This window comes from Mycobacterium sp. C31M (assembly GCF_053345865.1).
Window position 1 is genome coordinate 93,824 of the sequence record NZ_JBKFAX010000016.1, and the last position, 20,860, is coordinate 114,683.

20 protein-coding genes and 1 pseudogene are annotated in these 20,860 nt (G+C 67.3%); 12 read left to right on the plus strand and 9 right to left on the minus strand.

Annotation, left to right across the window (positions count from 1 at the left end; translation table 11 throughout):
• Positions 1 to 2 precede the first annotated feature (2 nt).
• Both ACLBYA_RS23230 and ACLBYA_RS23235 read left to right on the plus strand, forming a co-directional pair.
• The gene (locus ACLBYA_RS23230; protein WP_447711810.1) at positions 3 to 788 is read left to right on the plus strand and encodes an ATP-binding cassette domain-containing protein; all 786 of its coding nucleotides are present in this window, start codon (positions 3 to 5) and stop codon (positions 786 to 788) included.
• 41 nt (positions 789 to 829) lie between these two features.
• On the plus strand, positions 830 to 2,119 hold the full coding sequence (locus tag ACLBYA_RS23235) for a sugar ABC transporter permease (protein ID WP_447711811.1): 1,290 nt from the start codon (positions 830 to 832) through the stop codon (positions 2,117 to 2,119).
• Positions 2,120 to 2,123: 4 nt separating this feature from the next.
• On the opposite strand, the gene ACLBYA_RS23240 is transcribed toward ACLBYA_RS23235, so the two are convergent.
• Complete coding sequence (locus tag ACLBYA_RS23240; protein ID WP_447711812.1) at positions 2,124 to 3,074, minus strand: GlxA family transcriptional regulator; 951 nt, start codon at positions 3,072 to 3,074, stop codon at positions 2,124 to 2,126.
• 86 nt (positions 3,075 to 3,160) lie between these two features.
• On the opposite strand from ACLBYA_RS23240, the gene ACLBYA_RS23245 reads away from it, so the two are divergent.
• Entirely contained in the window at positions 3,161 to 3,796 is a 636-nt protein-coding gene (locus ACLBYA_RS23245; protein ID WP_447711813.1) for an isochorismatase family protein, read from the plus strand.
• A 55-nt stretch (positions 3,797 to 3,851) separates the two neighbouring features.
• Positions 3,852 to 4,493: a ceramidase domain-containing protein gene (locus ACLBYA_RS23250; protein ID WP_447711814.1), complete on the plus strand. Its 642-nt coding sequence runs from the start codon at positions 3,852 to 3,854 to the stop codon at positions 4,491 to 4,493.
• On the opposite strand, the gene ACLBYA_RS23255 is transcribed toward ACLBYA_RS23250, so the two are convergent.
• The 3 genes and pseudogenes from ACLBYA_RS23255 to ACLBYA_RS23265 all read right to left on the minus strand — a co-directional run.
• Positions 4,462 to 5,859 (minus strand): RNB domain-containing ribonuclease, encoded by a 1,398-nt coding sequence (locus ACLBYA_RS23255; RefSeq protein WP_447711815.1) that lies wholly within the window; start codon positions 5,857 to 5,859, stop codon positions 4,462 to 4,464. The two genes, ACLBYA_RS23250 and ACLBYA_RS23255, sit on opposite strands and share 32 nt — an antisense overlap.
• A gap of 13 nt (positions 5,860 to 5,872) precedes the next feature.
• Positions 5,873 to 6,202, minus strand: coding sequence for a type II toxin-antitoxin system PemK/MazF family toxin (locus tag ACLBYA_RS23260; RefSeq protein ID WP_447711816.1), 330 nt, complete (start codon positions 6,200 to 6,202; stop codon positions 5,873 to 5,875).
• A pseudogene (locus ACLBYA_RS23265) lies at positions 6,199 to 6,450 on the minus strand (type II toxin-antitoxin system antitoxin MazE5); the annotation flags it as partial. The gene ACLBYA_RS23260 and the pseudogene ACLBYA_RS23265, both read right to left, overlap by 4 nt.
• Positions 6,451 to 6,552: 102 nt before the next feature.
• Here ACLBYA_RS23265 and ACLBYA_RS23270 point away from each other — a divergent pair.
• Entirely contained in the window at positions 6,553 to 8,598 is a 2,046-nt protein-coding gene (locus tag ACLBYA_RS23270) for a toprim domain-containing protein (protein ID WP_447711817.1), read from the plus strand.
• A 10-nt stretch (positions 8,599 to 8,608) separates the two neighbouring features.
• On the plus strand, positions 8,609 to 10,756 hold the full coding sequence (locus ACLBYA_RS23275; RefSeq protein ID WP_447711818.1) for a DNA gyrase subunit A: 2,148 nt from the start codon (positions 8,609 to 8,611) through the stop codon (positions 10,754 to 10,756).
• 13 nt (positions 10,757 to 10,769) lie between these two features.
• Here ACLBYA_RS23275 and ACLBYA_RS23280 read toward each other — a convergent pair whose 3' ends face one another.
• On the minus strand, positions 10,770 to 11,399 hold the full coding sequence (locus ACLBYA_RS23280; RefSeq protein WP_447711819.1) for a TetR/AcrR family transcriptional regulator: 630 nt from the start codon (positions 11,397 to 11,399) through the stop codon (positions 10,770 to 10,772).
• Between the two features lie 164 nt (positions 11,400 to 11,563).
• On the opposite strand from ACLBYA_RS23280, the gene ACLBYA_RS23285 reads away from it, so the two are divergent.
• The 3 genes from ACLBYA_RS23285 to ACLBYA_RS23295 are packed head-to-tail and all read left to right on the plus strand — an operon-like array spanning position 11,564 to position 13,950.
• A complete protein-coding gene (locus ACLBYA_RS23285) occupies positions 11,564 to 12,169 on the plus strand; it encodes a sigma-70 family RNA polymerase sigma factor (protein ID WP_447711820.1) in 606 nt (201 codons plus the stop codon).
• 39 nt (positions 12,170 to 12,208) lie between these two features.
• A complete protein-coding gene (locus ACLBYA_RS23290; RefSeq protein WP_447711821.1) occupies positions 12,209 to 13,132 on the plus strand; it encodes a DUF5996 family protein in 924 nt (307 codons plus the stop codon).
• Between the two features lie 56 nt (positions 13,133 to 13,188).
• Positions 13,189 to 13,950, plus strand: coding sequence for a DUF1906 domain-containing protein (locus tag ACLBYA_RS23295; RefSeq protein ID WP_447711822.1), 762 nt, complete (start codon positions 13,189 to 13,191; stop codon positions 13,948 to 13,950).
• A 3-nt stretch (positions 13,951 to 13,953) separates the two neighbouring features.
• On the opposite strand, the gene ACLBYA_RS23300 is transcribed toward ACLBYA_RS23295, so the two are convergent.
• Positions 13,954 to 14,805: an HpcH/HpaI aldolase/citrate lyase family protein gene (locus ACLBYA_RS23300; RefSeq protein ID WP_447711823.1), complete on the minus strand. Its 852-nt coding sequence runs from the start codon at positions 14,803 to 14,805 to the stop codon at positions 13,954 to 13,956.
• A 148-nt stretch (positions 14,806 to 14,953) separates the two neighbouring features.
• Here ACLBYA_RS23300 and ACLBYA_RS23305 point away from each other — a divergent pair, with 148 nt between their 5' ends.
• Positions 14,954 to 15,616, plus strand: coding sequence for an NADPH-dependent F420 reductase (locus ACLBYA_RS23305; protein ID WP_447711824.1), 663 nt, complete (start codon positions 14,954 to 14,956; stop codon positions 15,614 to 15,616).
• Between the two features lie 191 nt (positions 15,617 to 15,807).
• Here the strand turns inward: ACLBYA_RS23305 and ACLBYA_RS23310 are convergent, their stop codons facing one another.
• On the minus strand, positions 15,808 to 16,905 hold the full coding sequence (locus ACLBYA_RS23310; RefSeq protein ID WP_447711825.1) for a coiled-coil domain-containing protein: 1,098 nt from the start codon (positions 16,903 to 16,905) through the stop codon (positions 15,808 to 15,810).
• Positions 16,906 to 17,025: 120 nt separating this feature from the next.
• Between ACLBYA_RS23310 and ACLBYA_RS23315 the strand changes: the two genes are divergently transcribed.
• Positions 17,026 to 17,727, plus strand: coding sequence for a hypothetical protein (locus ACLBYA_RS23315; RefSeq protein ID WP_447711826.1), 702 nt, complete (start codon positions 17,026 to 17,028; stop codon positions 17,725 to 17,727).
• A gap of 3 nt (positions 17,728 to 17,730) precedes the next feature.
• Here ACLBYA_RS23315 and ACLBYA_RS23320 read toward each other — a convergent pair whose 3' ends face one another.
• Entirely contained in the window at positions 17,731 to 18,849 is a 1,119-nt protein-coding gene (locus tag ACLBYA_RS23320) for a cellulase family glycosylhydrolase (protein WP_447711827.1), read from the minus strand.
• A gap of 101 nt (positions 18,850 to 18,950) precedes the next feature.
• Here ACLBYA_RS23320 and ACLBYA_RS23325 point away from each other — a divergent pair, with 101 nt between their 5' ends.
• Positions 18,951 to 19,835: a serine hydrolase gene (locus ACLBYA_RS23325; RefSeq protein ID WP_447711828.1), complete on the plus strand. Its 885-nt coding sequence runs from the start codon at positions 18,951 to 18,953 to the stop codon at positions 19,833 to 19,835.
• Here the strand turns inward: ACLBYA_RS23325 and fbaA are convergent.
• Positions 19,832 to 20,854 (minus strand): class II fructose-bisphosphate aldolase, encoded by a 1,023-nt coding sequence (gene fbaA, locus ACLBYA_RS23330; RefSeq protein ID WP_447711829.1) that lies wholly within the window; start codon positions 20,852 to 20,854, stop codon positions 19,832 to 19,834. The genes ACLBYA_RS23325 and fbaA overlap by 4 nt on opposite strands.
• Positions 20,855 to 20,860: the final 6 nt, after the last annotated feature.

Sequence of the window (20,860 nt, forward strand, 5' to 3'; positions counted from 1 at the left end):
CGATGACCGATCCCGTGGCACCAATACTCGAATTGCAGGGCGTCAACAAGAGTTTCGGTGTCGTCCACGTACTGCACGATGTCGATTTCAAGGTGTATCCCGGCCAGGTCACCGCCCTGGTCGGGGACAACGGCGCCGGTAAGTCCACCTTGGTCAAGGCGATCGCCGGGATTCACCCCATCGACACGGGCACCTACCTGTTCGAGGGCAATCCGGTGACGGTCCGCAGTCCCAACGACGTCAGTGCGCTCGGCGTCGAGGTGGTCTATCAGGACCTCGCCCTGTGCGACAACCTCGACATCGTCGAAAACATGTTCCTCGGGCGCGAACTCAAGACCCGGGGCATGCTCGACGAGGCGCGGATGGAGACGATGGCCCGCCAGGCGCTGGCGTCGCTGTCGGTGCGAACCGTGAAATCGGTCCGGCAGGCGGTGTCCAGCCTGTCCGGTGGGCAACGCCAGACCGTCGCCATCGCCAAATCGGTGCTGTGGAACTCCAAGGTGGTGCTGCTCGACGAACCCACCGCCGCACTCGGTGTGGCACAGACACAGCAGGTGATCGAGCTGGTGCGCAGGCTGGCGCAGCAAGGACTCGGTGTCGTCCTCATCTCGCACAACATGAACGACGTGTTCGAGGTCGCCGACCGCATCTGCACGCTGTACCTCGGCCGGGTGGCCGCCGATGTCAAAGCCTCCGAGGTGACACACGGGCAGGTCGTCGAGCTCATCACCGCGGGACGGACCGGCGACCTCGGTCTGGCTCCCGCCGAAGCCGCCGAGTCGATGTGATGACCGTGCCCACTCACGATGTAGACCCGAGGAACACCGAGATGACTGTCGTCAACGCACCTTCGGACACCAAAACATCAGCCACCCTGGCTGATTCGGATTTCGCCGGCGACACCCACTCCGAGGACACCTTCGGTGCCGCGGTACGCGGCTACCTGCGCCGCGTCCGTGGCGGCGATATGGGCTCGCTGCCCGCGGTCCTCGGCTTGATCGTGCTGTTCATCGTGTTCGGCCTGGCCAACGACCGTTTCCTGTCGGCACTGAACCTGGCCAACCTCATCACGCAGGCCGGCTCGATCTGCGTGCTCGCGATGGGTCTGGTGTTCGTCTTGCTGCTCGGTGACATCGACCTGTCGGCCGGTGTGGCCGGCGGTGTATCCGCATGTGCGATGGCGCTGGTGGCCACCAGTCTGAACTGGCCGTGGTGGGCGGCGATGCTCGTCGGGATCGCCTGTGGCGCAGTGATCGGCCTGGCGATCGGACTGCTACGGGCCAAGCTCGGTATTCCGTCCTTTGTGGTGACCCTGGCGTTCTTCCTGGGTCTGCAGGGCGTCACGCTGAAACTGATCGGCGAAGGCGGATCGGTCCGCGTCGACGACCCGGTGATCCGGGGACTGACGATCAGCAACCTGCCGGTCGAGATCGGCTGGACGGTTGCCGCTCTGGTGGCGGTGTTCTTTGCGGCGCTGGAGATCCGCGGGTACCGCCGCAAGCAGGCGCTGAACCTGGCGCACCCGCCGTCCGGTGTGGTCGCGGCACGTATCGCGGCGGTGGCCGCCGTGGTACTCGGCGTCACCTTCATCCTGAGTGTGAACCGCAGTGTCAACGCCAATGTCGAGATCCGGGGCATCCCCTACGTGCTCCCGCTGATCGTGGTCCTGCTGATCGTGCTGACCATCGTGCTCAAGCGCACGTCCTACGGCCGGCACATCTACGCCGTCGGCGGTAATGCCGAGGCCGCCCGGCGTGCCGGTATCAACGTCGACCGGATCCGCATCTCGGTGTTTCTGGTGTGCTCGTCACTGGCCGCGCTCAGCGGCATCATCGCGGCGTCCTACGCCGGCAAGGTGTCGGCCTCCTCGGGTGCGGGCAACGTCCTGCTGTACGCCGTCGGAGCGGCCGTCATCGGCGGCACCAGCCTGTTCGGCGGCAAGGGCCGAGCTGTCGATGCGGTCATCGGTGGTGTTGTGGTCGCGACCATCGCCAACGGTCTCGGACTGCTGAATCAGTCCTCCTACATCAACTTCCTGGTCACCGGTGGTGTGCTGTTGCTGGCCGCCAGCGTCGACGCGGTCTCCCGCCGCAGGAGGTCGTCCACCGGCCTGAGTTGAACCGTCAGCTCAGGGCGGCGAACTGGCGTCGGTAGGCGGTGGGTGTCGTGGCGTAGGCGCTGGTGAAGTTCTGCCGGAAGGTGACGGTGCTGACGAAGCCGCATGTGGTGGCCACCTCGTCGATGCTCCAATCGGTGGTCTCCAGCAGGACACGGGCCTCGTTGAGGCGCTGCTGTAGTATCCAGCGGGCAGGAGTGACGCCGGTGCTGGTGGTGAACTGACGGATGAAGCTACGCCGGCTCATGTTGGCGTGGTTGGCCATTCGATCGACGGACAGGTTCTCGGCGAGATGCTGCAGGGCCCATTGCTGCACATCGGCGATCGCGGTATCGGTGGCGGCCTGCGGGAGCGGACGTTCGATGTACTGGGATTGACCGCCGTCGCGGTGCGGGGCCACCACCAGGCTGCGGGCCACCCGGGTCGCCACGGCCGACCCGAGATGACGACGCACCAGATGTAGGCAGGCGTCCAGCGAGGAGGCGGTGCCCGCCGAGGTGAGCACGTCACCGTGGTCGATGTAGAGCACGGAGGTCTGCATCGCCGTACCTGGGAGATGCTCGGCGAGTTCGGGCAGCATCTCCCAATGAGTCACGGCGGTACGGCCTTTCAGCACACCGCTGTCGGCGACCGGGAAAGCGCCCAGGCACAGCCCGACGATGGTGGCGCCGCGCCGGTGGGCGGTCCGGAGCCGTTCCCGGTAGTCCTCGGTGCTCGGCGTCACCGGTTGCGGCCAGGACGGGACGACGACGATATCGGCCCACTCGGTGAGCTCCGGTCCGGCAATCTCACCGATCGGGTACCCCTCGGTGGTCCGGATCGACCCGGGCCGATCCGACCACAACCGCGTTTCCCAGTCAGTGGCCAGACCGAGCCTGTCGAGTTCACCGAACACCATGAGAGGTGCGGCGAGATGGAACATCGTGATGCCGTCGAAGGCGTAGACAGCGATCCGCATCGAGGCTCCCAGCGTTGGCACAGAATCATCGAAAGTATGCATCCATGCCACTCGCCCCTGCAAGATCGATCGCCCACGATGGGTTCATGACCACACCACGCCGCGCCCTGATCGTCGTCGATGTCCAGCAGGAGTACTTCGCCGGACCCCTTGAGATCCACCACCCGCCGCGGCAAGAATCGCTGGCCAATATCGTCTCCGCCATCGGAACCGCTGCGGCGCAGGATATCCCCGTCATCGTGGTGCAGCACCGGATGCCCGAGGGCGCCCCGGTCTTCGTGGAGGGCACTGCCGGTTGGGAACTACACCCCGACATCGTCGCCGCGGTGGATCCGTCGTGGAAGCATGTGCACAAGGAGTATGGCAGTGTGTTCGCCGGCACCGATGTGGCGGAATGGTTGCGCACCAACCAGATCGACACCATCACCATCGTCGGGTACATGACAAACAACTGTGATCTGGGCACCGCGGTCGAGGCCGAGGGACTCGGGTTCACCGCCGAGATCCTGTCCGATGCCAGCGGGGCGATCAACCTGGCCAACGAGGCCGGCCATGTCAGTGCCGAGACGCTGCACACCACCCTGATGGTGCTGTACCAGTCCAACTTCGCTGCGGTGGCCCCCACCGCCGACTGGGCCAAGGCCGTCGAAGCCGGCGAACCGCTGCCGAAGAGCAATCTGGTGGTCTCGGCACTGCAGGGCCGCGAGACCGTCGGCGGTTAGGTTTCGAAACCCGTTGGCCGTATTGCGTTGACACTGTGAGCGCCTGGCCCCCGGGTTGTGGGCCGAACCGGTCAATGCGGTGACCAACTTCGCCTTCCTGATCGCCGCCGGGTTCCTGGTCCGGCTGTTCATCCGGTCGAGACATCCGGTCCCGGTGAGCGTCTGGCTGCTACCGGTCACGACCGCGGCGGTCGGTCTGTGCAGTCTGGCGTTCCACACCTTCGCCACCGGATTCACCGGGATGCTCGATTCGCTGTCCATCGCGGTGTTCATCCAGCTGGCAGCTGTTGTTGCGGTACACCAGATCTGGGGTGCCGGCTGGCGGTGGGCCTGGCTGGCCGCCCCGGCTGCGATCGCCGTGGTCGCGGTGACCTGCACCGTGGTGTCCACACCGGGTGTCCGATCGGCGCTCGGCAGTTATCCGGGGGCCTTGGTCGTGTTGGTCGGGTTCGGACCGGCCGTCCGGCGGTGGGCGCCGGCGCAGACCCGTCGCTTCAGCACGCTGCTGTTCGTCGCCGCAGCGGTTATCGCCACGTCACTGACGCTGCGCACGCTGGACGAGCCGCTGTGTTCCCGGTTCCCGCTGGGAACCCACTTCCTGTGGCACTGCCTGAACGCGACGGTGCTATTTCTGGTCGGGTATGCCGTCTTCCGGTGCAGCCAGGTCAGACCTGTTCAAACCGGATCTTCCGGGTGAGCGGGTCGGCCTCGGTGAGCCGCACCCGCGCACGCGTCCCTGCCACCAGGTCGGGCCCCACACATTTTGCACGTACCGGCGGATCATCCAGCGCCACCTCACCGGCCCGATCACCGCCGGCGGCTTCGACCACGGCTGCATCGAAGGCCTCACCGACACGGCCGGCCAACAGGACCGCCTCCACCAGGTCGATGGCCGCCCGTTCGATCTGATTCGCCCGCCGCATCGCGCCGGTCATCACGTCGGGAAGTTCCGGCAGCGCCGCCAAAACCCAAGCCGGGGGCTCATTCCCGGCGGCCCCGGCCAGGCAGGCCTCCAACGTGAACCGGTCGGCCAGGCGCCGTAGCGGCGCCGTCACATGTGCGTAGGGTGCGGCGACACCGGCGTGCAAGGGCTGCGCAGGCGGTCCGTCGGTGAAGGCCGTGTAGGACGAGCCCCGCAGCAGTGTCGCGGCCAGATCGAGGAACGCGGCTCCGCGAGGGTCGTCGGCGTCGGCTGCCGCGACCACCCGGCCGGCCGCCGCCCCGGCCGGCCAGTCGATACCCAGTCCGACTGCGGCCCGCCGGACACGCTCGAGGTCGGCCGGTTGAGCCGGCGGCACCGTGCGCAGCAGCCCCACACCGGCGTCGAGCATCAGCGCCGCAGCACATTCCCCCGTCAGCAGCGACACCTGCGCGTTGTGCCGCTCGGACGGGGTCTGCGCGCGCAGCGCCAGCTGCCATCCGCCCTCGGATGTGGGTTCGACGTCCTGCTCCGGCAGACCCAGGTCGATACCGCCACGCTCGAGTACCCGTTCGGCACGGGTCTGCCCGAACTCGGCCAGGCCGGTCAAGGCCTCCGGTTCTGCGCCGGCGTCCACCTGCGGATAGGTCAACTGAGCCGTGCTGCGCACCCGCGCGCGGCGCACCCCGATATCGGTCGGTACCGCATCCGCATCGGTGCGGATGGTCCAGACGATTGCGGGACGAATCTGACCGGGCAGCAGGCTGGCTGCACCTTCGCTGATTATCGGTGGATGTAGCGGGATCTTGCCGTCGGGGAGATAGACGGTGACACCGCGTTGCCGTGTCTGGAGGTCCAGCGCCGAACCCGGGGCGACGAAGGCCGCGACATCGGCGATCGCGTAGTGCAGCAGGAATCCGGTCCCGTCGCGGACCAGGTGGACCGCCTGGTCCAGGTCCTGCGAGCCGGGTGGGTCGACGGTGACGAACGGTAGTTCCGTCAGGTCGGTCCGCTCCAGATCTGCGGGGGCCGAAGCGGCTTCGGCGAGACTCTGCGCGGTGAAGGCCGGTGGCTCACCGAATTCCGTACGGATGGCGGCGAAGTCGATCGCGGGGGCGCGCAGGCGCCGCAGCGGAGTGCTCACGGGCGTGTGTCCATTAGGTCGAGCACGCCACCGCGATGTCGAGGGCAGCGCAGATCTCGCGCATGCGCCGGTCGGAGAGGCGCCCGATCCGGCTGACCAGAACCCCGACCGAGACGCTTTCGACCGAGTCGAGATTCACCGCAGATCGCCGCGGGATCGGATCGACGCCGGGGTCCAGGGCAACCTCACTGGCCAAACCCCTGATGGTGGTCGTGCATGGGGCGACCAGCGTTCTGCGCAACCGCGGGATCGCCGCGTCGCGCGACAGCACCACAACCGGCCGCCGACCGACCTCGGCCATCTCGCACCACCACACCTCACCGCGGGCCGGGAGTTGACTCATGAACTGCCCGCCGCCTGACGCCAGGACGCCAGGTCACCCCATGCGTCGGGGTTGTCCGCCGGTTGATCGTCGTAGGCCGCATATCCGGCATCTACCTCGGCGGTCCGATGACGCGCCAGCAGCGCGGCGAGGGCCTCGTCGATGAGTGCGGCATCGGTCAGACCCGCGCGTGCGCCACGTGCGCTGGTCAACAACGCGGCGTCCACGGTCGTACTGAGCCGTATGCGGTTCATGCCACAATCATGCCATCTGTGGGCGACACGACGACCGGGACCGCTCTACTCCTGTCGGGGGTCCAAGGCAGAATTGATGCGCAGCCCCGCGCTGCCGCCACCCGGAAAGGACCTGCAGTGAGCTACACCGCCGCCGACATCACCGAGCTCGATGATGTCCAGCACACACGCCTGCGGCCGGCGGTCAACCTGGGTCTCGACGTCCTCAACACCGCCCTGCGGGAGATCATCGACAACGCCATCGAGGAGGTCGCCGTCCCCAGCCACGGCGGCTCGACGGTGACGATCACCCTGCATGCCGACGGTTCGGTCAGTGTCGCCGACGACGGCCGCGGCCTACCTGTCGACACCGATCCGACCACGGGCAAGAACGGCATCGTCAAGACGCTGGGCACCGCCCGCGCGGGCGGCAAGTTCTCCGCCCACTCCGACGCGGCCAGCACCGGTGCCGGCCTGAACGGAATCGGCGCTGCCGCAGCGGTGTTCATCTCCGCACGCACCGATGTCACGGTGCGCCGGGCCGGCAAGACCTACCTGCAGAGCTTCGGCGGCGGCTACCCCGGCACCTTCGAGGGCGCTGCGGACCTGGGGTTCGACGCCAATGCCCCCTTCACCCGCGACGATTCCCAGAAACTGCGCGGGTCCGGTAACCGCAAGCCCGATGCACACGGTACGACGGTGCGCATCCTGTTCGACCCCACCGTGGTGCCCGATACCAGCGTCGACATCGGTGAGGTGCTGCTGCGGGCACATGCCGCGGCCCGGATGTCGCCGGGTGTGCAACTGGTCGTCATCGACGAGGGCTGGCCCGGTGACGAGATTCCGCCGGCGCTGCTCGAACCGTTCAACGGACCGTGGGGCACCGAGACCCTGCTGGAACTGATGTGCACCGCCGGTGGCACACCGGTCCCCGGCGTGCAGGCGGTCGTGGAGGGGCGCGGCGAGTACACCACCGGCCGCGGCCCGACGCCGTTCCGCTGGTCGCTGAGCGCCGGCCCGGCCGAACCGGTGACGGTGGCCGCGTTCTGCAACACCGTGCGCACCCCCGGGGGCGGCTCGCACCTGAATGCCGCGATGAAGGGCCTGTCCGAGGCACTGTCCGACCGCGCCTCGCGGATCCGCGACCTGGGTCTGGCCAAGGGTGAAGAGGGCCCGGAACCGCAGGATTTCGCGGCCGTGACCGCGCTGGCCGTCGATACCCGCGCACCCGACGTGGCGTGGGATTCGCAGGCCAAGACCGCGGTCTCATCGAGATCGCTCAACGTCGCGATGGCGCCGGATGTGGCACGCAGCGTGACCATCTGGGCCGCCAACCCCGGCAACAGTGATGCCGTCACCTTGTGGACCAAACTGGCGCTGGAGTCCGCCCGGGCCCGCCGCAGCGCCGAGGGCGCCAAGGCCCGCTCGCGCGCGGCCTCCAAGGCAAAAGGCCTGGGCACCAACCTGTCCCTGCCGCCGAAACTGCTGCCCAGCCGGGAATCCGGGCGCGGCTCGGGAGCCGAACTGTTCCTCTGCGAGGGCGATTCGGCGCTGGGCACCATCAAGGCCGCCCGTGACGCCACCTTCCAGGCGGCGTTCCCGCTGAAAGGCAAGCCGCCCAACGTCTACGGGTTCACCATCAGCAAGGCGCGGGTCAAGGACGAGTTCGACTCGATCGAGCGCATCCTCGGCTGCGGGATCCGGGACAACTGCGATCCCGAACAGTGCCGGTATGACCGGATCCTGTTCGCCTCCGATGCCGATCCCGACGGTGGCAACATCAACTCCAGCCTCATCTCGATGTTCCTGGACTTCTACCGCCCGCTGGTCGAGGCCGGCATGGTCTATGTGACGCTGCCGCCGTTGTTCGTCGTCAAGGACGGTGGCAGCGAGCGGATCTACTGCCAGGACGAGTCCGAACGCGACGCCGCGGTCGCCCAGTTGAAGGCCACCTCCAAACGCAAGGTGGAGGTGCAGCGCAACAAGGGTCTCGGTGAGATGGACGCGGACGACTTCTGGAACACCGTGCTGGACCCACAGCGGCGCACCGTGATTCGAGTCCACCTCGATGACGGCGAGAAGAAGCTGCACCACACGTTGTTCGGTGGGCCGCCGGAGGGCAGGCGCACGTGGATGGCCGATGTGGCCGCCCGTGTCGACACCTCCGCGCTGGACCTGACCTAGGAGACCTATCGTGACCGCCACCCTGGACGTCCCGGAACAGAACCCGGACCTGGTGCTCGACCAGAGCGCCGATGACTACTGGAACCACTACCAGCTGACATTTGCCCTCTACAGTGTCAGCGACCGGGCCATCCCGTCGGCGTTCGACGGCCTCAAGCCCGGCCAGCGCCGTCTGCTCTACCAGATGCACGACTCGAAGTTGCTTCCCGGCAACAAGCCGCAGAAGTCCTCGAAGATCTGCTCGGCGGTCACCGGTAACCTGCACCCGCACGGCGGCGCCTCGATGTACGGGGCGGCGGCGTTGATGGCCGCCGAGTTCCAGCGTGTGAAAGTCATTGACGGACAAGGTGCGTTCCCGCGTATCCAGGGCGATATCCCGGCCGCCGACCGGTACACCGAGATGCGGTTGTCCGCGCCGGGTGCCGCGCTGACCGCCGAACTCGACGATCACGCCGTGCCGATGGTGCAGACCTTCGACGGTGAGTGGACCGAGCCGACGATGCTGCCCGCGCAGTGGCCGGTGCTGCTGTGCAACGGCGCGGTCGGTATCGCCGAGGGCTGGGCGACCAAGGTGCCCGCGCACAATCCTCGGGAGATCATGGCCGCCTGCCGGGCCCTGCTGGCACGGCCGAACACGACCGACGACACGCTGATGAAGTTGATCCCGGGCCCCGATTGGGGGTGCGGGGCCACCGTGGTTGGCACCGCGGGGTTGCGCGACTACATCACCACCGGCCGCGGCCAGTTGACGGTCCGCGGCACGATCACGGTCGAGGGTAAGAACTGCATCGTCACCGAGCTGCCACCCGGCGTCGCGAGTAACACTGTCCAGGACAGGATTCGGGCGCTGGTCGAATCCGGTGAGATGTCGGGTGTGGCGGATATGTCCGACCTCACCGACCGCCGCAACGGCCTGCGCATCGTCGTCACCGCCAAGCGCGGAACCAGTGCCGAACAGATCCGCGACCAGCTGCTGGCGCTGACACCGCTGGAGTCGACGTTCGCGGCCAGCCTGGTCGCCCTCGACGAGGACCGGGTGCCGCGTTGGTGGAACGTGCGCGAACTGATCGGCGCCTTCCTGCATCTGCGCGACTCGGTGGTGCTGCATCGCAGCCAGTACCGGCTGGAAAAGGTCACCGCACGTAGGCATCTGGTGGCCGGCCTGATGAAGATCCACCTGGACATCGACGCGGCGGTCGCGGTCATCCGCGGTTCCGACACCGTCGACGATGCACGCACCGGCCTGCAGGAGCGCTTCAAAATCGATGAGGAGCAGGCCAACTACGTACTGGCCCTGCAACTTCGCAGGCTGACCAAGCTCGACGTCATCGAATTGCAAGCCGAGGCAGACAAACTCGACGCCGAGTTTGCGGAGCTGACCGAGCTGGTGAACGATCCGGATGCCCGCCGCAAGGTCATCGACAAGGAACTGGTGGAGACCGCAAAACTGTTCAAGGGGGCCGAGTTCGACCGCCGCACGGTGCTGGATACCGAGGCTACCCCGGTCGCGTCCGGCTCCGACGAGGACGGTCCGCGGGAACGTAAGGTCAACGCCTCCTGGCGACTCGACGACCGCGGCGTGTTCTCCGACAGCCACGGCGAGCTGCTCACCTCGGGCCTGGGTTGGGCGGTGTGGACCGATGGCCGGGTGAAGTTCACCACCGGCGGCGGGCTGCCGTTCAAGATCCGCGATATCCCGGTTGCCCCGGACATCACCGGCCTGTTGCGCTCGGGTGTCCTGCCCGACGGCCATCACCTGGCGCTGGTGACCCGGCGCGGCAAAATTCTGCGCATCGACCCCATGGTGGTGAATCCGCAGGGCGCAGCCGGCAATGGTGTCGCCGGGGTGAAGCTCGCGAGCGACGGCGATCCGGAGGACACCGTGATCGCCGCGCTGCCGGTGTCGTGTGGCAACGGCGAGGCGATCCTCTCGATATCCGAGAGGGGTTGGAAGGTCACCGAAGTCGCCGATATCCCGGTCAAGGGTCGCGGCGGTGCCGGCGTCGGGTTCCATCCGTTCGTCGGCGGTGAGGATGCGCTGGTGTCGGCGACCATCTCATCCACCGGGTTCGTCCGCGGCAGCAGGGCCGTGCGGGCCGAGAAGCGGGCCAAGGCATCGGTCAAGGGTTCAGGGTCGGATGTGACGCCGGCAGAGTGAGCTGCGCACGCGCTCAATCGTCGAGGATGCGCTTGGTGAGCCAGACCAGTGCGGGGGTACAGGCTTTGTCCGCCTCCGCGCTGGATTGGGTACTGGTCAGGAATGCCAGACGTAACCCGTCGACCGCGGCCACCACGAGCTGGCCGGCAACCTTGGGCTCGCGCGCACCGAGGACCTCGAACAGGCGCGCGAAGAGTTCGCCCGTCTCGTCCTGCCAGGCCCGGACCTCGTCGCGCATGGACGGTTTGGCCACGGCATAAAGCTGGAACTCGTACTGAGCCCGCATGTAGACGCGCCCGCGCGGCGCGGAGACCATGATCTTGCGCAGCCACTCGTCCACGGCGGAGCGCACCTTGTTCGGCGCGCTGCGGGCCATGGCCGCGAGTCGATCGGTGTCGGCACGCATCTCGGCGAGTTCGGTGGCCACGGTGTGCCGGAAGGCGGCGGCGATGATGTCCTCGCGCGACGCGTAGTGATAGGTGGTCGAGGACAGCGAGACTCCGGCGGCCTGAGCGACGGCGCGGTGCGTCAGCGCGTCGATGCCCTTGCGACCGGCGACCTCGATGGCCGCGTCGACAATGTCCGCGCAGATCTGTTCCGCAGTCTTGCGGGTAGCGATCGCCCACTCTCCTAGTGTCGGCACACAGGTACCGGCGGTACAGGTTCTCCTAGCCGATCCAGCTTACTCACGCCGCGGCAGCACCGACTGCTCACACACCGGCGGGGCTTGACAGCCCGGTTGCGGTACAAATGTACTTACGGTACAAATGTACTCAGCGGCCGACGAGACCCCCGGCGGGAGACACGGTGGACCACGCTCCGACAACTTCGCGCCGCCGCGAACCTGACGCGGCCGGCGCCGATCTGGCCGCCCGCTTCGAACGTGATGCCTTGCCCCTGCGTGACCAGATCTTCTACAGCGCGCTGCAGCTGACGCGGCATCGCGCCGATGCCGAAGACCTCACCCAGGAAGTCATGCTGAAGGCCTACAAGAGTTTTCAGACGTTTCAGCCGGGAACCAACCTGCGAGCATGGCTCTTCCGGGTGCTCGCCAACACCCACATCAGCAACCATCGCAAGCGCTCGAGTCGACCCACCGAGGTCGCATCGACCGAGTTCACCGACAGCCAACTTGCGACCGACCCCCGGTACCGGACGCGATCCGCCGAGGCCATGGCGCTGGACTCGATGTCGGACGGCGACATCAGAGATGCCCTGGGTGCACTCCCGGAATGTTTCCGGATCGCCGTGTTCTATGCCGATGTCGTGGGCTTTCCGCACAAGGACATCGCCGGTATCACCGGCACGCCGGTGGGCACGGTGATGTCCCGCCTACACCGCGGCCGGGCCCAGTTACGCGACCTGCTCGCCGATTACGACCACCGGCACCATCCGCAACTGAAAGCATCATAAAGGTCGCCGGAGATACCTTACGAGACAAGGGAGAACGCCATGAGCCAGACCGCCGGATGGCCGGCACTACGCGTCGACGACTGGGAACCCACACGCCAGACATTGCACATGTGGACCCAGATCATCGGGAAGGTGCGACTCGCGCATGCGCCGCTGCTCAACCATTGGTGGCAGGTGCCGCTGTACGTGTCCCCCCGCGGGCTGACGACATCGGCGATTCCGGTGGATACCCGCATGTTGGACGTCGAGTTCGACTTCATCGACCACGCAGTGAAAGTTCGGGTCAGCGACGGTGGTTCCGGCGCGCTCTCGCTACGTCACCGTTCCGTCGCGCAGTTCCACGACGAGGTGCTGGCACTGCTCGCCGACCTGGGTGTCGATGTCCGGATCTCCGCGGGCCCCAACGAGGTGGACCCGGCGGTCCCCTTCGCCGAGAACTTTCATGCGGCCTACGATCCGGACGCGGCCGGCAGATTCTGGCAACAGCTCATCGCGGCCGACCGCGTCATCGGCCAGTTCCGGTCCCGATTCATCGGGAAAGTCAGTCCGGTGCACTTCTTCTGGGGCTCGTTCGACCTGGCGTGCAGCCGGTTCTCCGGGCGTTCCGCACCGCCGCACCCGGGCGGGGCACCCAACTGTGGTGACTGGGTGATGGTCGAGGGCTACTCCCACGAGCTGACCAGTTGCGGATTCTGGCCCGGCGGTGGCGACGAGGGGGCCTTCTACGCCTATTCCTATCCCGAGCCGGACGGCTACGCACAATTCCCCGGATGCCCCGACGGCGCCTTCTACGACACCAAGCTGCGCCAGTACCTCTTGCCGTACGAGACGGTCCGCACAGCCAGTGATCCGGAGCAGCTGGTGCTGGACTTTCTGGAGTTCTCCTACGTCGCGGCCGCGGATCTGGCGGGCTGGGACCGCGCGGCGCTGGAGGTCGACCCTCATCGGTGGCGCGAAGCGTAGCCGGGGCCCCGGCGTGGCAACATCGATCCCAACAGCCACTTTGTTAACATCACGCGGTGTCGATCTCCCGGCGTGACGCGCTGCGCTACGCAGGGTCGGCGCTGGCCGGACTCGGTGTCGCTGCGACCGCCGGCACTCCCACGGCAGCCGCCGCCGCGCCCACGCTGATCGACTACGCGATGAAACAGATCCCGGCAGCCGACATCCGGGCCGCCGGCCACGCCGGGGTGATCAACTACGTGTCGACCTCGCGGCCCGGTTCCTCGTTCGGCGCCAAGCCGATCACCTTGCCGTATGCCCAGTCGTTGAATGCCGCCGGGTTGGTGATCGTCAGCAATTTCCAGTACGGCAAACCCGGCGGAACTGCGCCGTCGGACTTCACCCGTGGCTTCGCCGGCGGGGTGGCCGACGCGCGCACCGCGTGGCAACTGCACACCGCGGCGGGCGGCGGCCAGACCGCGCCGGTCTACTTCAGTGTCGACGACGATATCGACCGCAACACCTGGGACACCGTTGCTCTGCAATGGTTTCGGGGCATCAACTCCGTATTGGGCCAGATGCGCACCGGCATCTACGCAGGCATCCGACCCTGCGAGTGGGCCATCGCCAGTGGTGTCGTCGGACGATCCAGTACACCCGGGAAGGCGTGGGTGTGGCAGACCCGGTCGTGGTCGGGCGGCCAGATCCATCCCGCGGCGGTGCTGTATCAGCGCGTCATCGACACCGCGTCAAACCCCGGGCCGGTGGTCGGCGGGATCCGCGTCGACGTCAACGATGTGCTGGCCTCCGACGTCGGCCAATGGAACCTGCACCCCTGACGATCAGGCCAGACCGAGCTTCTCGGCAAGGTCCAAAACGGCCTGGGCACGGGCCCGGGTAGGTCCGACGCTCCCGTCGTACTCTCCCGAGGGTGCCTCGAGGCGGGCAAGTGTCCGGCGGGCCTCGTCGATATCCAGCGCGGACGGGCTGAGCAGACTGTTGATCGATTCGGTGTGGTCAGGATCCAGGCACAAGCGACCGGTCATGCCGGCGGCCTTGGCGACCGCCGTCTCACGAGCCAGGTGGCGGGACTGATTACGCAGCGTCGGGCCGTCGATGGGAGCGGGGATGCCGGCCGCTCGGCTGGCGATCACCAGGCGCGATCGCGCGTAGGCGAGCACCATCGGGTCATCGCTCATACCGGTATCCCGCCGAAAGTCACCGAGCCCGAATGCAATCCGCGAACATGCCGCCGCCCGCGCGATCTCGGAGACCGCCTCGATGCCGATCGCCGACTCGACGAGCGCAACCAGCGGTGTGCCGGCCGGCAACCGGGCCGCAGTCGCCTCCACATCGTCGGGGGATTCGGTCTTGGCCAGCATCACCCCGAGCAAGCCTTCGGTCGCCGCCACGGCCTCCAGGTCCGGCGCCCATTCCGGTGTCGTCACATCGTTGATCCGCACCCACGCCCGCGTGCCGCCAGCCAGCCACTGCGCCACCGCCGCGCGCCCTGCGCTCTTCTGCGCTGCGGGTAATCCGTCTTCGATGTCGAGGACCACCGCATCCGCGCTACCTGCGACCGCCGCGTCGTAGGTTGCACCTCCATCCGGGATCCCTGGCTGCAGCAGCCAGGTCCGGGCCAGTGACCAGTGCGGCTTGCGGCGTTGCTCGGTGGACTGCGGTGCGGCTGTCACACATGGGCCTTTCGCTCGGCGTCATCACCTCCATCGTCCCGACAGGTCGGTGCATCTGCCAGCTTGCGCACATAAAGTTCACGGCCTGGACCCGCGGCGTACGTCCGCACCTCGGAATAGTGGTCGAACGCCTGCCGTTGTGCGACAAATGAGGATCGGAATCATCGGAGCGGGCAAGATCGGCGGCACCCTGACGCGCAGACTGCGCGACCTCGGCCACGAGGTGTACGTCGCGAATTCACGATCGCCCGAGACGCTCGCGGAGCTGGCCGCCGAAACGGGTGCGACCGCGGTCTGGGCCAAAGACGCCGCGACCGACGCCGACCTCGTCATCGTGAGCATCCCGCAGAAGAATGTCCCTGACCTCGCCGACGGCATCGTCGACGGCCGCACGCCGGGTGCCCCGGTGATCGAGACCAACAATTACTACCCGCAGCAGCGCGACGGCGAGATCGTCGGGATCGAGGACGGTCAGGTCGAGAGCGCGTGGGTTGCCGAGCAGATCGGTGCTCCGGTGTACAAGGTGTTCAACGGCATCTTCTGGAAGCACCTGCTGGAAAAAGGCGTTCCCGCCGGCACTGCAAACCGCATCGCACTGCCGATCGCGGGTGCGGACGGACCGAGTAGGGAGCTGGTCCACGGTGTCGTCGATGCGCTCGGATTCGATCCCGTCGACGCCGGCCCCATCTCGCAATCGTGGCGCCAACAGCCCGGAACACCGGTCTACGGTAAGGATTTTGGTGCCGACGCCACCCGCACGGCACTTGCCGAGGCCGCACCGGAGCGCACCGCCGAGTGGAGCGCGCGCTAACCGCGCTGTTTCAGGGCGACGAGCAGACGGTGTTCGGCGTCTTCACCCGGCGCGACCCCGTCGGGATTCGCAGCGGAAGACTGCACCGAGCGCCGACCACGCCCCGAACAGGATCCAGGGCTGCGAATCCAGCGAGGCGGGCATGCCCGGTAGGTGCAGGGAACGGTGTGGTCGCAGTGAGGGTCGGCGAATCAGCGCGTGACGGTGATGTGCACGTGGTCGTAGTGGCCGTACCCGCTCGCCTGCGGACCCGCCGGTGTGTAGTACGTCCCGCGCCAGATCACATCCTGTAACCCGAACCGGGCGGCATTGGCCATCGCGAACGCCATGATCTGATCACCGAGCGCAATACCCTCCGGGCTGTTCGGGTTCGGAATCATGATGTCGATGGCCAGACCACTGGGATGCCACGGCTTCGAGTCCGGCCGGACCCCACCGATCTCGGAGATCTGCGGGAACTGCTGGCTCACGGCGCGCGCGGCCAGGACGGCCTTGGGCTGCAGGCCGCGTTCGTTCGCGACGCCGACGGGCAGCGCTTCCGGGATGTCCACCGCAGCGGCGGCGAGCAGTGGAGGCGGCACATCGGCCGGCGGCTGGCCGGGCATCGCGAGGATCGCCGGGTCCTGGGGAGCCGGCGGCGCGGCGGGCGGCGGCGCGTTATCGATGACCGCCTGCTGCTGCGGGGTCAGCGCCGCATACTGCGCCTCGGCGGCAGCGATCTGGCTGAGCAGTTCACGCAGTTTGCCCTGCAACTCGGCCTGCACGGCGGCGGCCTTGTCGGCCGCGGCGCGCGCCTCCGCGGCCGAGCGCTCCGAGACCCGGGCGGCGCCGGCGGCGTGCTCGCGGGCCACCTTGAACGCCGCGATCTGGTCGGCGGTCTGCGCGGCGACCGCCCGCTGCAGGGATAGCTTGTCGATCAGCTGCTGTGGGGAGCCCGCGTTCAGCAGCGCCGCCAGCTGACCGTTGCTGCCGTTCATGTAGGTCATCGCGGCGACCCGGTCCGCTGCGGCCTGGTAGGGAGCAAGCTGGGCGTTGGCCGCCTCGAGCGCCGCAAGATCGGCCCGATGGCGACCTTCGGCAGCGGTCTGCTCGGCCAGCCTGGCGTCGGCATCACGCTGAGCGGCGGTGACGGCCTCCCGGCTCTCCAGGGCCTGACTGGACAACTCGTCGAGTTTTGCCAACGCGTCGGCTGCCGGGTCTGCTTTCGCATCGGCCATGGACGCGGCGAGCACCAGGACAGCCGCCGACCCGCATACCGCTCGCCGCAAGGTATGGCGCACACGGGTCATACGGAAAGTCACGATCCTTCGGTTTGCAAGGACCGTTCGTGGCCCGGCATCGTTGTCTCGGACAGGCTACGAAGACGCGGTGGCGATGTCCACCCGGCAATATTGCCGCACCATGGAGACATGGCCTCAAAACCCATCACAACCGCATCGAGCGTGCTGATCCTCGGCGCAGTGCTCGTCGTCGGTGGCGGGCAGTTGGCAACGCCCGCGCCGGCCGATCCCGTCGACAACCCGGTTTCGGAGACCTTTCCTTATCTACCGCTGTGGCCGTTCGCCTCCGAGGCCGAGGCGATGTCGGCGAACACAGCGTGGCACCGCGATCCGCAGGAAACGGCACTGCATTTCGCCAGGGACTACCTGGGCTTCGCCGAGATCGATCGGACCACCACCGTCACCGAACACGTCGACGAGGCATGGGTCGGCGTCGGCTACGCATCACCCAACGGCGATTCCCACACCGCCGCGACAATCCACCTCGCCCGGTTCGGCACCGCCCCGGATGCGCCCTGGGAAGTCGTCGGCAGCCTCGACGACGATCTCGCCCTCACCTCGCCGCCGTACGGCAGCACCGCGGGATCGGTGATCGATGCCGGCGGCACCATCACCGGCGTGGACGAGAGCCTGCATCTGCAGGTACACCAGGGCACAGGGGGCGAGGTACTCGGAGAGTTCTGCTGCGTCCCCGCCGGGGGTGAGGCTCAACCCTGGTCGGCAAGGGTCGCCACGTCGCCCCCGCAGCCGGGTGCGCTCACCGTGGTGGTGTGGACGGGTGGGCATGTCGCCGAGGTCGAGCGATTCGCCGTGACCGGACTCCGGGCCTGATCCTCAGACTCGCCCGGACAGCTTCTGGATCGTCTCGATCTCACTGCCCCGGAACGCACGGCCCTCGGGGTCGACCAGGTCGTGCATCCACTTCTCCGGTGCGGCGTCATACGGGTCGTCCCAGGAATCCCACGGGAAGTACGTCTGCGTCCGTCCGGCGATCAGTCCCCAGTTGTAGGCCCCCACGCCGCGGCGCTTGGCGACCGGCAGGATGTCCTCGACTGTGCTGCCATCCGCTCGCGCGAGGTATTCGGTACACATGATCGGCCGCCCGAGCGGGACGAGTTCGTCGATCTTGTCCTCGAAGGTCCCAGGCTCGGCATAACTGTGGAACGTGATGATGTCGGAGTTGTCGAGTTGCATCTTCGGGATGCCCGTCGGGTTGCGGAAGGACCCTTCCCAGACACCACTGGTCAGCGGCTGCGTCGGATTCACCGACCGCGCCCAGTCGAAGACCTGCGGTAACAGTTCCGCGACAACCTCGTCTTTGTCATCACGTTCGACGTCGCCGTACTGGGGTGCCGGATTGTCCGGCTCGTTCCACAGATCCCACCCGAGCACCCGGGCGTCGTTACGAAAGGCGCCCACCACGCCGGTGACATAGTCACGCAGCACCGGGCGGTAGCGCGGGTTGTCGATCATCTCGGCGCCGGGGCTCTGCACCCACCGCGAGTTGTGCACCCCCGCAGTCGGCGCCTTCTGCTGGCCCAGCTGCGGGTGCGGATCCCAGCAGGAGTCGAAGAACACGAACAGCGGTTTGATGCCGTTGGCCGCAGAAATGTCGACGAACTGACCGATGCGGCGCAGGAAGCCGGCGCGGTCCTGGGCCCACAGTTGGTCGTGCAGGAACACCCGGACCGTGTTGAACCCGATGGTGCGGGCGATCTGCAGCTCGGTGTTGATGCGACGTGGATCGTAGGTGCCGGCCTGCCACATCTCGATCTGGTTGGCCGCCGTGGCGGGAATGTAGTTCGCGCCGACCAACCAGCCCTGTTGCCGGTACCACGCGTGCGCCTGCTCGGCGGTCCACCGCGTGGGCGCCGCCGACGCGGGCGGCGACCAGGTGAGCGCCGCTCCCGCAGCCGTCAGAGCAGACAGTTGGAGCATGGTTCGGCGGCGCACCTCAAAAATTTAGGTCGCCGAACGTGTTTGCTGCCACTCATGAATCACATTGCAACCGTTCAGGTTGCAAACTGTTATGAGACGACGAGTTGGGAGGACCTATGCGCTGGGCCAGGACAGCCGCGGCGGCCGGTGCGGTCGCGATGCTGTGTGCCGGGTGCGCCGGGGAGGTACCGAGCACACCGCCGGCCGCCGAAGCCGCACCGGATGCCACAGTGGCGGCACCGACGGTGGCCGCCCCGGCCGGGCCGCCGGCCTCATTTGACGGGCTCCAGACCCGCACTCGCCAGGCAGTGGCGGACTCCGGTGCCACCATCGGGGTGGCCGTGCTGGACCGCGAGACCGGCGAGTTCATCGGCGACGGCGCCGACCGGACCTTTCCGATCGCGTCCGTGGTGAAGCTGTTCATCGCCGACGACCTGCTGCTGCAGGCGTCACGTGGCGAGACGGACCTGAGCGCGGATGATCGCCGCGCCCTGGACGTCATGCTGCGGTCCTCCGATGACAATGCGGCCGAGACGTTTTGGCAGCGCAGCGGGCGCAACGCGATCATCGCGCGGGTCAAGGCACGGTACGGACTGGCGGCCACCCTGGCGCCATACGACGGGAACTGGGATGTCGCACAGAGCACCGCGGGCGATCTGGTCCGGTACTACTCGAAATTGCTGGACGGCAGCGGCGGACTGCCGCGTGCACAGGCCGATGTCATCCTGGGCGACCTCGCCCGCTCCACACCGCTCGGGATCGACGGTTATCCCCAACGCTTCGGGATTCCCGAGGGGCTCTACGCCGAGAAGGTCGCGGTGAAGCAGGGCTGGTTCTGCTGCTGGAGTCCGTCGAACCAGGTGCATGTCTCCACCGGCACGATCGGACCCGACCGACGGTACGTGATGGCGATCGGCTCACTGCAGCCCGTGGACGACGCGACGGCACGGGAGACGATCACCGAGGTGGTCCGCACGATGTTTCCGGGCGGCCGGATCTAACGCATCGCCCGGCCGGCCGATCCCAGTGTCTGCGCTGCCTCGACAACCCGTGCGGCCATGGCATTCTCGGCCGGCTTACCCCATGACCTCGGGTCGTAGGCCTTCTTGTCGCCGTAGCCGCCGTCGACCTTGAGCACCTTGTCGTACTTGCCGATCATGTGACCGGCGATCGACCGGGTGAAGGCGTACTGGGTGTCGGTGTCGACGTTCATCTTGACCACACCGCTTGCCACGGCCGCCGCGATATCCGCTGCACTGGAACCCGATCCGCCGTGGAAGACGAGATCGAACGGTTTGTCCCGGCCGGTTTCGGCGCCGACGACGGTCTGGATCTCGGCGAGGATCTCCGGGCGCAGATGAACAGACTCCGGGTGGTAAACACCGTGCACGTTGCCGAAGGTCAGAGCGGTCAGATAGCGGCCACGTTCCCCGGTGCCCAAGGCCTGCACAGTGGCCCGCGCATCGTCGACGGTGGTGTAGAGCTTCTCGTTGATCTCGTGCGATACCCCGTCCTCTTCGCCGCCGATCACACCGACCTCGATCTCCAGCAGTGTGTTCGCCTGCACCGAGGCCTCCAGCAGATCGGCGGCGATGCGCAGGTTCTCCGAGAGCGGCACCGCGGAACCGTCCCACATGTGCGATTGGTACAGCGGGTCCAGTCCCCGGCTGCGGCGTTCGATCGAGTCGGCGATCAACGGGCGGACCCAGTCGTCAAGATTCTCGGCAGGGCAATGGTCGGTGTGCAGCGCCACGGTCACCGAATAGTGCTGTGCGACTTCGTGTGCGTACAGCGCGAGCGCCTTCGATCCGGCGAACCGGTTCTGCACCCTGTTCCCGGACAGGTAGAGCGCGGTGCCCAGCGACACCTGGATGATGCCGTCACTGGCGGCCTCGGCGAACCCCTGCAGCGCAGCGTTCAACGTCTGGGAACCGGTGACGTTGATGGCCGGATAGGCGAAGCCGCCCTCCTTGGCGCGGTCCAGCATGGCCACGTACTGCTCTGGTGTTGCTATCGGCATGCTCGA

Coding starts and splice junctions, on each gene's coding strand:
- ACLBYA_RS23315 (WP_447711826.1), top strand. CDS start 17,026: ATGGCCTCAAAACCCATCACAACCGCATCGAGCGTGCTGATCCTCGGC.
- ACLBYA_RS23240 (WP_447711812.1), bottom strand. CDS start 3,074: ATGCGGATCGCTGTCTACGCCTTCGACGGCATCACGATGTTCCATCTC.
- ACLBYA_RS23310 (WP_447711825.1), bottom strand. CDS start 16,905: ATGACCCGTGTGCGCCATACCTTGCGGCGAGCGGTATGCGGGTCGGCG.
- fbaA (WP_447711829.1), bottom strand. CDS start 20,854: ATGCCGATAGCAACACCAGAGCAGTACGTGGCCATGCTGGACCGCGCC.
- ACLBYA_RS23305 (WP_447711824.1), top strand. CDS start 14,954: ATGAGGATCGGAATCATCGGAGCGGGCAAGATCGGCGGCACCCTGACG.
- ACLBYA_RS23230 (WP_447711810.1), top strand. CDS start 3: ATGACCGATCCCGTGGCACCAATACTCGAATTGCAGGGCGTCAACAAG.
- ACLBYA_RS23325 (WP_447711828.1), top strand. CDS start 18,951: ATGCGCTGGGCCAGGACAGCCGCGGCGGCCGGTGCGGTCGCGATGCTG.
- ACLBYA_RS23290 (WP_447711821.1), top strand. CDS start 12,209: ATGAGCCAGACCGCCGGATGGCCGGCACTACGCGTCGACGACTGGGAA.
- ACLBYA_RS23235 (WP_447711811.1), top strand. CDS start 830: ATGACTGTCGTCAACGCACCTTCGGACACCAAAACATCAGCCACCCTG.
- ACLBYA_RS23260 (WP_447711816.1), bottom strand. CDS start 6,202: ATGAGTCAACTCCCGGCCCGCGGTGAGGTGTGGTGGTGCGAGATGGCC.
- ACLBYA_RS23245 (WP_447711813.1), top strand. CDS start 3,161: ATGACCACACCACGCCGCGCCCTGATCGTCGTCGATGTCCAGCAGGAG.